Annotated in this window: 8 protein-coding genes and 1 tRNA gene; 3 read left to right on the top strand and 6 right to left on the bottom strand. The window is 35.9% G+C overall.

The annotated features are described in order from the left end of the window. Nucleotides 1–70 precede the first annotated feature (70 nt). Both ACFIJP_RS04975 and ACFIJP_RS04970 read right to left on the bottom strand, forming a co-directional pair. Nucleotides 71–1,285: an NADP-dependent isocitrate dehydrogenase gene (locus ACFIJP_RS04975; protein ID WP_375625980.1), complete on the bottom strand. Its 1,215-nt coding sequence runs from the start codon at nt 1,283–1,285 to the stop codon at nt 71–73. Between the two features lie 786 nt (nt 1,286–2,071). Further along, nucleotides 2,072–2,146 (bottom strand) — tRNA-Glu (locus ACFIJP_RS04970). Nucleotides 2,147–3,383: 1,237 nt separating this feature from the next. Between ACFIJP_RS04970 and ACFIJP_RS04965 the strand changes: the two genes are divergently transcribed. Both ACFIJP_RS04965 and glpX read left to right on the top strand, forming a co-directional pair. Continuing rightward, on the top strand, nt 3,384–4,700 hold the full coding sequence (locus ACFIJP_RS04965; protein WP_375625979.1) for a homoserine dehydrogenase: 1,317 nt from the start codon (nt 3,384–3,386) through the stop codon (nt 4,698–4,700). A 143-nt stretch (nt 4,701–4,843) separates the two neighbouring features. Next, a complete protein-coding gene (gene glpX / locus ACFIJP_RS04960) occupies nt 4,844–5,830 on the top strand; it encodes a class II fructose-bisphosphatase (protein WP_375625978.1) in 987 nt (328 codons plus the stop codon). Nucleotides 5,831–5,934: 104 nt separating this feature from the next. On the opposite strand, the gene ACFIJP_RS04955 is transcribed toward glpX, so the two are convergent. After that, nucleotides 5,935–7,041 carry a branched-chain amino acid aminotransferase gene (locus ACFIJP_RS04955; protein ID WP_375625977.1) on the bottom strand — a complete coding sequence of 369 codons (1,107 nt, stop codon included), beginning with the start codon at nt 7,039–7,041 and terminating at the stop codon, nt 5,935–5,937. Nucleotides 7,042–7,347: 306 nt separating this feature from the next. On the opposite strand from ACFIJP_RS04955, the gene ACFIJP_RS04950 reads away from it, so the two are divergent. Beyond that, nucleotides 7,348–7,623, top strand: a complete 276-nt coding sequence (locus tag ACFIJP_RS04950; protein ID WP_375625976.1) for a hypothetical protein — start codon at nt 7,348–7,350, stop codon at nt 7,621–7,623. 176 nt (nt 7,624–7,799) lie between these two features. On the opposite strand, the gene ACFIJP_RS04945 is transcribed toward ACFIJP_RS04950, so the two are convergent. The 3 genes from ACFIJP_RS04945 to ACFIJP_RS04935 form a co-directional block, all read right to left on the bottom strand. Beyond that, a complete protein-coding gene (locus ACFIJP_RS04945; RefSeq protein WP_375625975.1) occupies nt 7,800–10,316 on the bottom strand; it encodes an SPOR domain-containing protein in 2,517 nt (838 codons plus the stop codon). A 151-nt stretch (nt 10,317–10,467) separates the two neighbouring features. Further along, complete coding sequence (gene argS / locus ACFIJP_RS04940) at nt 10,468–12,225, bottom strand: arginine--tRNA ligase (RefSeq protein WP_375625973.1); 1,758 nt, start codon at nt 12,223–12,225, stop codon at nt 10,468–10,470. Between the two features lie 30 nt (nt 12,226–12,255). Next, a complete protein-coding gene (locus tag ACFIJP_RS04935; RefSeq protein ID WP_375625971.1) occupies nt 12,256–13,458 on the bottom strand; it encodes a deoxyguanosinetriphosphate triphosphohydrolase in 1,203 nt (400 codons plus the stop codon). Nucleotides 13,459–13,513 lie beyond the last annotated feature (55 nt).

Here is a 13,513-nt window from a genome sequence, read left to right as displayed (position 1 = left end):
ATTTTTTTGAATTTGCCAAGAGAAATTCAAAGCTCTGTTTAGAGCTTTGAATTTTAATTTAAGTAATAACTTAATTGCCCATTGCTTTTTTGAGATTCTCATCAATTTTATCGAGGAAACCTGTTGTAGAAAGCCATTTTTGTTTAGGACCAATCAAAAGTGCGAGATCTTTAGTCATAAAACCCTCTTCGACGGTTTTAATACAAACTTCTTCCAATGTCGTGGAAAAGTTTTTTAATTTCTCATTGTTGTCTAGTTTAGCACGGTGTGCCAGCCCACGCGTCCATGCGAAAATAGATGCAATAGAATTTGTTGATGTTTCTTCACCTCTTTGATGCTGACGGTAATGGCGTGTTACTGTGCCGTGTGCTGCCTCTGCTTCAACAATTTTACCATCAGGTGTCATGAGAACAGAAGTCATGAGACCAAGAGAACCAAAGCCTTGGGCAACAATATCAGATTGAACATCACCATCATAGTTTTTACATGCCCATACATAGCCCCCTGACCACTTTAATGCAGAAGCAACCATATCATCAATAAGACGGTGTTCGTAATATAATTTACGGTTTTCAAATTCAGTTTTAAATTCCGTATCAAATATTTCTTGAAAGATATCTTTAAAACGACCATCGTAAGTTTTTAGAATGGTATTTTTTGTTGAAAGATAAACTGGAACATTCCTTTGTAGTCCATAATTAAAGGATGCGCGGGCAAAATCACGAATTGACTCATCAAGGTTATACATAGCCATAGCAACCCCTGCGCTTGGGGCATCAAAAACATCATGTTCAATAACTTGATTGTCATCACCTACAAATTTAATACTTAATTTCCCTTTTCCTGGAAATTTAAAATCTGTTGCCTTGTATTGATCAGCAAAAGCGTGACGTCCGATGATAATTGGCTTTGTCCAGTTAGGAACAATGCGAGGGACGTTTTTACAGATAATGGGTTCGCGAAAAATGACTCCTCCTAAAATATTGCGGATTGTGCCATTAGGTGATTTCCACATTTTTTTTAGGTTAAATTCTTTAACGCGTGCCTCATCAGGTGTGATGGTTGCACATTTTATACCAACCCCATATTTTTTGATAGCATTGGCAGAATCGATTGTTACCTGATCATTGGTTGCATCACGATTTTCGACGGAAAGATCATAATATTTGAGATCAATGTCGAGATAGGGATGGATTAATTTATCTTTGATATATTTCCAGATGATACGGGTCATCTCATCCCCATCAAGTTCAACAACGGGGTTTTCTACTTTGATCTTTACCATTAGAAGTCCTTTTTTTTAAGCGATACTACTTTATAGCACTTTCAAGTTTATAATGAAAAGTAAAAACAAGGGAAAAAAGCATTCAAATATGAGCTTTTAGAATATATTATCAATAGAGTGTAAAGTTTTTTTGGAGGGTTTAATTTTTGAAAAGAAGTGATGTGTTTAGAAATCTATAATTATTCTATGATCGATGAAGAATCTGTTTACTAGATAAGGTAGTTAGATCACTGGGGGCAGGGATTATGCATTTTTATTTATCAGAGATTCCATTTAATAAGTTGATCGTATTCTAAATTATAGTTTCTTGATTTGTTGTGTTAGGTGAATAAGAATCTATTTTTATATCGTATTTCAATTCTAAGATTACGGTCTGTTTGTTTATAGAAAAATTTAATGTGATACAAAGGCACTGTAATTAGAAATGCTTCATATAAAATGCGTTTGGGATAAACTTCAGTTTTGAAGATTGGAAAAAACGTATAAATGATGTGGCTGGTTTTAATTTAAAAATTGACGGCATACGCAAGAATATGGTTTATAAACTTACCGTATCATGAGCTAGAACCCTCTAGTTTTTATATTTTATCGATTTTTATTGTTATCAACTGTGCGCAGTAAAGCACTACTATCAAAATGCAACAAAGAAATTAATCATCTAATGATTCTCGTATCTTTTTTACGAAGAGATCCCTTTAAAAATCTTATTCCTCGTTTTTATTTATACATTCCTCATTTTTAAAAATACAAATAAAATGAATGTATTAAACATAGAAAAAAGGATTATGGTACGCCCAAGGGGAATCGAACCCCTGTTTCCGCCGTGAAAGGGCGATGTCCTAACCGCTAGACGATGGGCGCAAACCATTGATGAGGCTTATAGAGAGGATCTTTTTACTTCGCAAGCCCTCTGTGTCATTTTTTTTGAAAAAAGTGTGTTTTATTGAATAATTTTTGAGCAATTCCTGTTTGGATTGTTTCTTTTCAGTTTGAGTAGTAGGCAAAAATGATCAAAACATTATTTTAAATGTGTTTATTTTTTGCATATTTTATCGTTTGTTATCTTTTCTTGCACATGAGAATATTATTTAACTTGCTTGAAAGAGCCTTTATACAGAAGATTTCTTATTTGAGCTTATCATAAAGCAAAAAACTGTATAAATTTATGAAGTATAAAGCAAATATTTATTACCAAATTAACAAATAATAATAATCATACAAAAGTTTTTTGAGGATTAAGCTATATATTACTTTTATTTTAAAAATATAAATATATTATGTATGATGAAAATGAGAATATTAAATCAATTTTACAGAATATATTAAAAATATTTTTCTTATCTTTACTTTTACATGTTTGTGAGAAATTTAAAATTAAAACCCCTTCATTTGTTCCCTCACATATTTGGAAGGTTATTTATTTGAAAATGAATTAGCTTGGGTGAAGGGCAGATTGAGGTTTTTGTCATTTCAATTCGCTAGTTTTTCAAAGGGGTGGCGATAAGTTTAGGTAAAATATTCGAGTTTTGCAAATTTATTCTCCATATTTATAATATTGCAGAATTATGGTGTGCACATATTAAGTTTTGTTTTTTACTTTAATGTAAGGTTCTATTTTGATATATGGGTGCATTAAAGATTTATAGTTCAAGCTATGGAATGGTAGGAAGGAATGTGTTATTATTTACTGGTCTACTTTATTTTGTCTATTCTATTAATTTATCATATGAAAGAGTGTTTTTTGTCCAATACTTGTTGATTTAGAAGGGGTGTTTTTATTCTTTTTACCAAGTATTCAATATTCTTTAATTTGTTATTGATTATTTTTTAGAACTTTTCTTTATGGCAACTTGCATTTATTAGTTTTACAGATTTTCATTCTGAATTAGATATTTTATAAAGATTCTGAAATCTTTGAAGACAATAAATATTATATTTTTAGGAATGTTGATTGAACAAGCGGGGATAATTCTATTGGAGAACATGGAGTGAATAGAGCGGGGTATTTTTTTTGTTCTTATGGATGTAAGTACTCTTTGTGTTGATTGGCACATCATTTAAACGATTTTTCAGTGAAGATAGGGATCAGTGGTTAATAATGGCAGAAGCTTTAAAAGTTGGTGTTGCGGGACTTGGTACGGTTGGTACTTCAGTTGTTCGAGCTCTATGTGAAAAAGCGAATAGTTTAGCTTGTCAATGTGGGCGATTCATCAAAGTCGTTGCTGTTAGTGCGCGCGATAAAAGCCGTAATCGTGGAATTGATCTCAGTGATATAAAATGGTTTGATTCACCTGTGGAGTTGGCTGCTTCTGATGAGATTGATGTTTTTGTAGAGTTAATTGGTGGTGAATTGGATGTGGTGTACACCGCTGTTAAGAGAGCGCTTGAGGCAGGACATCATGTTGTAACAGCCAATAAAGCTCTTCTTGCTCGACATGGAGTAGAGCTGGCTATAATTGCAGAAAAAAAAGGTGTTTTTCTTCATTTTGAAGCAGCTGTTGCAGGTGGAATTCCTGTCATCAAAGCGATGAGAGAATCACTTGTCAGTAATCACATATCCCGAATTTACGGTATTCTCAATGGAACCTGTAATTATATATTAACACGCATGTTTACGGAAGGCCTTTCATTTAAAGATTGTTTAGCAGATGCACAGAGACTTGGGTATGCTGAAGCAGATCCAAGTTTTGATATTGAGGGAAATGATACTGCTCATAAATTAGCTTTGTTGACAAGCTTGGCATTTGGAACGGCTGTTTCGTTAGATGATGTTTATGTTGAAGGAATTCATAATATTTCGCAAATTGATATTCGGGCAGCTGATGAATTAGGGTATCGGATTAAGCTTTTAGGGGTTGCATTAAAAACGGATTCTGGAATAGAGCAACGCGTTCATCCAACAATGGTACCAACATCTTCAATGATTGCACAGATAAATGGCGTAACCAATGCTCTTTCTATTCAAAGTGATTTATTAGGTGAATTACTGTTTTCTGGTCCTGGCGCCGGAGGAATGGCAACAGCATCAGCCGTTATTGGTGATTTGGCTGATATAGCAAAAGCGCGTTCTGGTTTTCAGTATGCACCTGTTTTAAGACGTCCAGCATTAGAACTTGCTCCTCATAAAAAAGCACGTATTTCGCATCATGCAGGGGGGTATTTTATTCGTTTAAATGTTCATGATCGTACTGGTGTTTTTGCTGCGGTCGCAAGGCATATGGCTGATAATCACATCTCATTGGAGTCGATTGTTCAAAGATCTTTTGTAGAAGATCAAATTGAAAAAACAATTATTTTAATTACGCATGAAACAACAGAGGTGAATGTACGACAGGCACTTGCAGAAATTGAAAAAGATGGACATCTTGTTGCAAAATCTCAATTTATTCGTATTGAGCCTATGGCAGAGAATTGATAACTTTCTTGATAATGACAAAAAGGCAAGCTTGAGTCCTTTTGTCTCTTGTGGAAAATTTTCATCTTTGCCAAAAACTTTATTCTTAGTATTCAATAAGGACTCATATTTTTTCTGGTATTCATTCGGTAGGATTTTTTCGTATGCCCACAACTCAGAAGATTTTAAATGGACTTGATCGTATTTTGACGCTTGAATTGGTACGTGTTACTGAACGTGCTGCTGTTGCTGCTGCACGCTGGCGCGGGCGTGGCGATGAAAAAGCTGCGGATCAGGCTGCTGTAGATGCAATGCGGCAGGAACTTAATCGATTGCCTATTGATGGTACAGTGGTGATTGGTGAAGGTGAGCGGGATGAAGCGCCTATGCTTTATATTGGAGAAAAAGTAGGTCTTCAAAGTGGATTGGCGATCGATATTGCACTTGATCCACTAGAGGGAACAACACTTTGTGCTAAAAATATTGCCAATTCTTTGGCAGTAGTTGCAATTGCTGAAAAAGGTAATCTCCTTTATGCTCCTGATGTTTATATGAAAAAAATTGCTATTGGTCCTGGTTATCCAAAGGGAGTAGTAGACATAGATGCTTGTCCTACCGATAATATCTATGCTCTTGCGAAGGCTAAAGGAGTGGCTGTTAATCAGATTGTTGTTTGTATTATGGATAGGCCTCGTCATGAAAAGTTAATTAATGAAGTACGAGCGACAGGGGCATCGATTCGCTTGATTGGGGATGGAGATGTTGCTGCTGTTATTGATACAACTGATCCAGAAGAAACAGGTATTGATATCTATATGGGGATTGGGGGAGCACCTGAAGGTGTTTTAGCTTCTGCTGCTTTGCGCTGTATTGGAGGACAGATGCAAGGTCGTTTGCTGCTAGATACAGAAGAGAAAATTGCTCGTGCAGCTAAAATGGGGATTAGTGATCCCAATAAAGCTTATACAATGGAAGAAATGGCAAAGGGTGATGTTTTGTTTGCAGCAACAGGGGTGACAGATGGCAATATGCTTTCTGGTGTTAAATTTACATCTCGTTACATTCAAACGGAAACTCTCGTAATGCGCTCCCATACGGGTACAGTCCGTAATATTAAAGCGCAGCATAGAGATCATTCAAAATTTGATTAATGTTTTCTTTTTTCGTCATTAAAAATAGAGGGAGTTTTTTAGGAAATACGCTTCCATGAATCTGCTTTCATGGAAGCGTTTATAGATATGAGAATATCTTATTATTATGAGAGCTGGACAGAATGAACCCAGCCATTTTTATCTTCTATGTTCCCTTTTTGAAGGCCAACCAATTGTGTACGAAGCTGCTTTGTAACTTCTCCAACTGTTTCATTTCCAATAATAAATTCTCCCCCTTTATATTTAAAACGACCAATTGATGTGACAACGGCAGCTGTACCACAAGCAAAGACTTCTTTAAGGTGTCCACTCTTTGCATCTTCTTGAAGCGCTGCAAAAGAATAAGGACGCTCTTCTATTTTTAAACCCATTTGTTGAGCTAATCTTAAGATTGAATCACGAGTTATCCCTGGAAGGATAGTTCCATTAAGTGTGGGGGTTACAAGTGTATTATTGTCCATAATAAAGCAGACATTCATACCACCAAGTTCTTCAATCCATTTATGTTCAATCATATCAAGGAAGAGTACTTGGCTACAATTGTTTTCAGTTGCAGTTTTTTGTGCAAGTAAGCTTGCTGCATAGTTTCCACCACATTTGGCAGCGCCTGTGCCCCCTGGACCAGCGCGGCTATAATCTGTTTCAATCCATACACTAACAGATTTTTCTTCTCCTTTGAAATAGGATTCAACTGGAGAGGCTATGATACAAAAAAGATATTCTTGAGAAGGGCGGACTCCCAAAAAGTTTTCATTGCCAAACATAAATGGACGGATATAGAGGCTAGCGTTGGGATGATCAGAAACCCATTTTTGATCAATTTTTACTAATTGATGAACGGCATCCAGAAAAATATCTTTTGGCAATTCTGGCATAGCTAAACGCCTCGCTGATTCTATAAAGCGTTGTGCATTGGCATCAGGACGGAAGAGCAAGATGCGCCCATCTTTTGCTCGATATGCTTTTAAACCCTCAAAAATTTCCTGTCCGTAATGTAAAACGGTACTTGCAGGGTTAATTTCTAAAGCTTTGTATTGAGAAATGATGGCATTATGCCAGCCTTTGTCTTCAGTCCATTGAATAGTACACATGTGGTCTGTAAAAAATTGACCAAAACCGGGACTTTTTAAAATTTCTTCACACTTTTCTTCTGACAGAGGAGATGGGTGTTTTTCTATTTTAAAGGGAAGCGACGATATAGGAGATTTCATAAAAAAACCTTTTGAGTATGTTTCATTTTTATTAATAAAAATAATGAGATATTTTGATCACAACTCTATTATTAACAAAACCTTTGTGTCAATGTTTTATTATAGAACACAAAGAGGTTTATTATAGAATTCAAAGGCTATGATAGATATTTTAATTCTACTTTCGCCTCTTTTTCTCAACTTTATGAAGTAAGCTGGAACTTTTTTCTATAATTATCGTTTTCTCAAAATAAGTATCTGAATAATTTCATATATGCATATTGTCTAGAAATTAAAAGGTAAGGGAATTGAGAAAAGGAATCTACTATGATTGATAAAAATTATCACACATATGAAGAACGTATGGCAGCAGAAAGAAGAGATAGTGAACAACGTGTTTCAATCGCTAAGGGTATTTTTGCTATTCTTCTTGCGATCGTTATTATCTGGTTTGTTTTTGGTTTTTTAGGATCTTTTTTTGCAAAATCTCCTGAACATAGTTCGCGTTATAATACTCCAGAAACAAGTCAAAGCGTAACAACGCCCAAAAAAGATTTAAATTCGCTCCCTCCTGTACCTTATACTTATAAGGGTACGGAATGACTTTTTCATAAATATAATCTTTTAGATAGGGCGAAAATCGACGTAGATTAAGGAATAAAGTCAGCACAAAGACATAAAAAAGATTGGACGATTTTAATTTCTGAAGTTTTTGATAAGTAATTAAATGGTATGGAAATAAATCATGCAACGGTTGTTAAAACCGTTGCATGATTGGTTTAGCGTGTGATGAAGCAGCTTCCACCAGAACTTTTAATGGATTCACAAAGGATTATGGCTTCATTACGGTCTTGCGCTTGAATCCGAACACGGTAATAAGTACCTTTTCCTGGTATAAAAGCGGATTGAATATTTAAAGAACGGGCACCGATAAGGAATCCAAACTTAGATTTCATATTTTTTAAAGAATTTCTAGCTAGCTCATGCGTTGGTTGAGATGCAAGTTGTACGTAATAACTTTCTGAATTTTGTGCTGCGACTTTGTTTGATGATGTGGGGCGAGACGCGGCGGGTGTTTCAACTTGTGTATTTCTTTCTGCATGAGAAGGAATAGGGATAAATTTTTCTTCAATATTTGAGTTAGAAGTACTTTCTGCGATTATTTTATCAATATTATTTTTGAGATCAAGATCTATTTCTTGATTGTTTATATCAGAATCATGCGACGAAACAAGGGAGGAATCTTGAAGTTCATTAGGAGTTTGATCAATGTTTTCTTCAGACTGAGCAGCAGTTTTGCTCTTTGTTTGATGTACGGGAGCTAGTGTAACTGTACCATCTTGATTTACAATAACAGTTTGTACTTCTTGCGTGGGAATAGTATGGTTTATGGCTTCTGTGACTGCATCTTCAACATCAGATTCATTTAAAGAAGAAGATGAAGCGTTTGAAGATTCTTCAGGATTTAATTCTTTTAAATTTTCAGGTTGTTCAGAGTTATCAATAAGAAATTGTTGTGTGTTTTCTTGTTTTTCATTTTGTTCAGTTGTTTGCTTATAGATATCTAAATTATGTGCAACATCATTTTTCGGTTCAGTTGTTTCTGGTTTGAATTTAAAAGGCGCATTATCAGCGTGGATAATGATCGTTTCTTCATTTTTTTGTGATGACATAAAAAAGTGCGAATAACCAGCAAATCCAATTCCTATTAAAATAAGTATAAAAATACCTTTAATGAAAGTTTTACCAAAAATAAAACTTTTTAAGGGAGGAGGAGCTGGTGGATGCGTGGGAACTTCATCTGAGCCTGTGTATGATGAATTCTCGCTAAAAGGGGGAAAATTATATTCCATATTGGCAGAAGAAAAATAGTCGGAATTTTGTTCTTTAGAGTTTATATAAACACCTTCTTTTGAATTTTGCATAGACTGATGAAAAACTTCACTAAAAACCTCATTTTTCTGTTGTTTTTGAGAAAAATTATCCGTTGGGACATTTCCTACATTAAGTACATCAGCAAATTCTTCCTCTAAACCACCACTAGTTGGCACATCATATTCTGGCGCTTCATACGGGACTTCTGGAACCATAATAGGGCCAGTTTTTTCTACGATTTCCTCTGAAAATTTATAAGTATCAACATTGGGAGGGGGAGTATCTCTGTGCGTATAGTTATGGGCAAAAAAGCCATCCGTTTGTTTTGTATTCAAAGAGGCTGATGAGGAAAGAAACTCATCTGAATTACTTTCATCATATGAAATTTCTCTATTTGGGTTAGAGGTACTTTCGGTGTTATTGATGTATTGGGCTTGAGCCTCATTATATATTGGAACTTTTTCGCTATAAGTTTCTTTTTGTGAAGGGTTTTCTTCAAAAAAATGGGGATAATTGGTTGTATGATCTTCTTGTGAAGCCCCCTTTAAATAAGATTGTCTATCAACTGGTGGAGAATCCAAAGGTGAGGAGAAGGTACTTTTTGTTTGATTTCTTGCAGTGTTTTGTCTTTCTGACATAAGGTTAGAAGATGAGAAAAACTCATTTGCCTCTGTAGAAGAGGAGACATCAGGATAATCTTTTTTGATCCAATTTTCTTGATCAGCTGAAATTTTATAGGGATGGTTTACAGGAGTGTCATAGAGGTTTTGATTATCATCATGAGTTTGTTGTATATTCGTAGCTTTAGGCTGTTGTGAATTTGTTTGTGAAAAACGATTGGTTTGTTCAACAGATTCTGGAATCTCTTTCTTATTTTCGCGCCTTTCAGATTTATCAAAAAAGAAATTTTCTGATTCTGATTGTGAAATAAGATTACTTTTTTTATGAAACGAATCAGCACTGGTTGCTGTTGTTTTCTCTTGAGGGGATTGGTTCTTCGGGATTGGTAATGGAGAAAGCTCATCTAAAATTTGTTCTTCATCATGACTGCTAGGTGAAGAATATTTCTCTTCAGATAAATTATTTTGTTTTGAATGGTTGAAAGAAGCAGCTTGTGCGATATCTGAGGCTGTTGCGTTGCTGGTTGCATGCAAGTCCCATTGTTTTTTTTGATCATCAAACGGTAAGTCATGTGCTAAATTATTTTCAAGTTCCTCTTCTAGAAAGGACAAATAAAAATCATCATCATGGGATGATGTTTCGGGGTGAGATGTTGATCGATCTGTCTGTAAAGAAGATTGCTCATTTTGGTTTCCGCTTTGTTTGTGCGGATTAAAAATGCGCGTAAGTCTTTCCAAAGGATCATGGTGTTCATGATCGTGTTTTGTTTCGTGTAGATTTTTGCGATCGTTATCGCTCATAGCTTTTCTCACATGGTGATTTGCACTTACGTGCAATCAATGGTTGATTTTGATTTGTTATATTAAAATTATAAATTTTCCCCCTCTCATGCAAGGATACATGAAAAAGTTTATCAATAGAGTACCTATTGTATGTATTTATAGAACTTTTTCAATGCATTTCTATTGGTGCTTCGACTCCTATGATGGTAAGTCCTGATGATAAAATATTGATAACAGCTTGTATCAACCCCAATCTTGCAAAGGATAACTCTTTATCATCAGGTTGAATAAAGCGTAAATTGAGATTTTCACTCCCTTTATTCCAATGGGTGTGAAAGCTGGAGGCAAGGTCATAAAGATAAAACGCTAATCGATGCGGTTCCTTATGAACGACGGCCTGTTCAATGATACGTGGATATTCAGAAAGTTTGCGTATTAACAATATTTCATGGTCATCTGTTAATCGATGAAGATGGGCGATTAATGTATCATTTGAAAAGCTTTTAATATGAAGCGCTTCCTGTGCTTGACGAAAGACTGAGTGACAACGTGCACTTGCATATTGTACGTAAAAGATGGGGTTATCTTTTGATTGTTCTGTTACTTTTGCAAAATCAAAATCAAGAGGTGCTTCACACTTACGGTATAGCATCATAAAACGCACAGGATCACGCCCAACCTCTTCGACAACATCGCGTAGAGTGACAAAAGATCCTGCTCTTTTTGACATGCGTACAGGATGACCGTTGCGAAAAAGTTTTACCAACTGACATAAGAAGACGCTTAATTTAGCTTTATCCCCAGAAATTGCTTTTGCCATTGCCTCTAGCCGCTTTACATAGCCAGCGTGGTCTGCGCCTAGAATATAAATCATTTCATCAAAATGACGATTAAATTTATCCCGAAAATAAGCAACATCAGCAGCAAAATAAGTGTAAGAACCATCAGATTTGACTAAAACACGGTCTTGGTCATCACCAACATTTGTTGAACGGAACAAAGTTTGTTCACTTGGTTCCCAATCTTCTGTATTTTTTCCCTTGGGAGGGGGGAGTTTTCCTTTGTAGATATAACCATTTAAAGTGAGGTCGTTGATGGTGTTACGAATGGCGCGTGCATTATCTGCATAAAGCATTCGCTCAGAGAAAAAGATATCATGATAAATATTAAGAGCAGCCAAATCTTCGCGAATCATGGTCATCATTGCATGAATTGCACGTTCTTTCACAAGAGATAAGGCTTCATCTTTATCCATCGTGAGGAGTTGGTCACCAAACTCTTGAGCAAGTGATTGTCCCAATGGTATCAAGTATTCTCCAGGATAGAGCCCTTCTGGAATTTCATTAATTTCTTGCCCAAGAGCCTCACGATAGCGCAATAGTACAGAGTGGGCGAGGACTTCGATTTGTTGACCAGCATCATTGATATAATATTCTTTCGTAATGTTATAGCCCGTAAATTGCAGCAAATTGGAGAGAACATCTCCAACAACCGCTCCGCGGCAGTGCCCTACGTGCATTGGTCCTGTCGGATTTGCTGAGACATATTCAACATTGACGCGTTTTCCTTGTCCCATTGGGATACGACCATAAGAAGTGCCTGATTCAAGCATGGATTTTATAGCATCTTGCCAAAATAATTTTGTAAGCTTTATATTTATAAAACCAGGACCGGCAACATCTATATTTTCGATAGAGGAATCATTTTTAAGAAGTTCTATGATTTTATCTGCAAGTGCACGTGGATTGATTCCAATAGATTTTGCAAGCACCATAGCAGCATTGGTTGATAAATGACCATGGGAGGAATCACGCGGAGGATCAACAGTGATTTTTGATAAATCTAGATCTTCTCCATTTTTCCCTTTTATATCAGATAATTCAATTGATCTCTTAATTTTTTTTTCGAAGTTTTTAAAGATATTCATATTTAGCTTCCATGATGATTCCAAAAGCCATTAGACGAAATTATCTGTATGGTCAAATAAACGGTGATATTCACGTAGAGCGTAGTGATCTGTCATGCCTGAAAGAAAGTCAGCAATCAAACGTGCTAACTCTTGATTTTTTAAGTGCACTGTTTTGTTCTGCCAACTTTCAGGCATTGTATTTGGTTTTTCATAATAACAATTGAATAATTTTTGTACAATGCGTTTTGCTGCATTGCGACGACTAAGAACTTGTTCATGGTAGTAAAGATTTTTAAATAAAAAGTTTTTTAGTTCTTTTTCATAAACAGTCATTGTTGGTGAAAAGGTGACAATAGTTTGTTTTGCTTGGTGAATATCGTTTATGCTTGCTGGTTTGATGCGTGCTAAATTTTCTTGTGATTGTTTGATAACATCTTCAACCATGGTTGTTATTTGTCTTCGTACAAGTGTGTAACCACGACGCGCTTGGTCGAGATGGGGGTGCTCATCTGTTATATCTTTTAATATTGCTGCTGTTAGTGAAACATGTTCAAATTGATCGAGTGTTAAAAATTGCGAACGTAGACCATCATCAATATCATGCGCATTGTATGCGATATCATCTGCAATAGCAGCACATTGCGCTTCTAGTCCTGCAAAACAATCGAGTGCAAGGTCTTGCTTTGCATTGTATTGTAAAATATCGATAGGAACCTCTTTATTCTTCGCGTGAGGACCTAACAGGGGACCATTATGCTTTACAAGTCCTTCGAGGGTTTCCCATGTAAGGTTAAGTCCATCAAAATTTGCATAGCGCTGTTCTAGTTTTGTGACAATGCGTAATGCTTGTGCATTATGATCAAAGCCACCATAATGTATCATGGCTTCATTAAGCGCATCTTCTCCAGCATGGCCAAAGGGCGTGTGTCCAAAGTCGTGAACAAGGGCAATGGCTTCGGCAAGGTCTTCATCAAGACAAAGGGCACGGGCTAATGTTCTTGCAATTTGAGAGACCTCTATGGAATGGGTTAGGCGAGTACGATAATGATCGCTTTCATCAGCAATAAACACTTGCGTTTTATGTTTAAGACGTCGAAATGCATTAGAATGGATAATACGATCTCTATCTCGTTGAAAAGGTGAGCGTGTGGCGCTCATCGTTTCATGAAATAATCTACCACGGCTTGTTTGCGGATGAGCACTGTACACTGCTCGAGATTGGTAATTGAAGTTGATATTGCCTATATCCATTGCAAGCTGCCCATTATCATCTTAGAATTGAGAGTGGTTTATGACAAATAAACTT

The organism is Bartonella sp. MU37NMGALS (assembly GCF_042194015.1).
Classification (GTDB): Bacteria; Pseudomonadota; Alphaproteobacteria; order Rhizobiales; family Rhizobiaceae; genus Bartonella; species Bartonella grahamii.
This window is presented reverse-complemented; position numbering and strand designations above follow the sequence as displayed.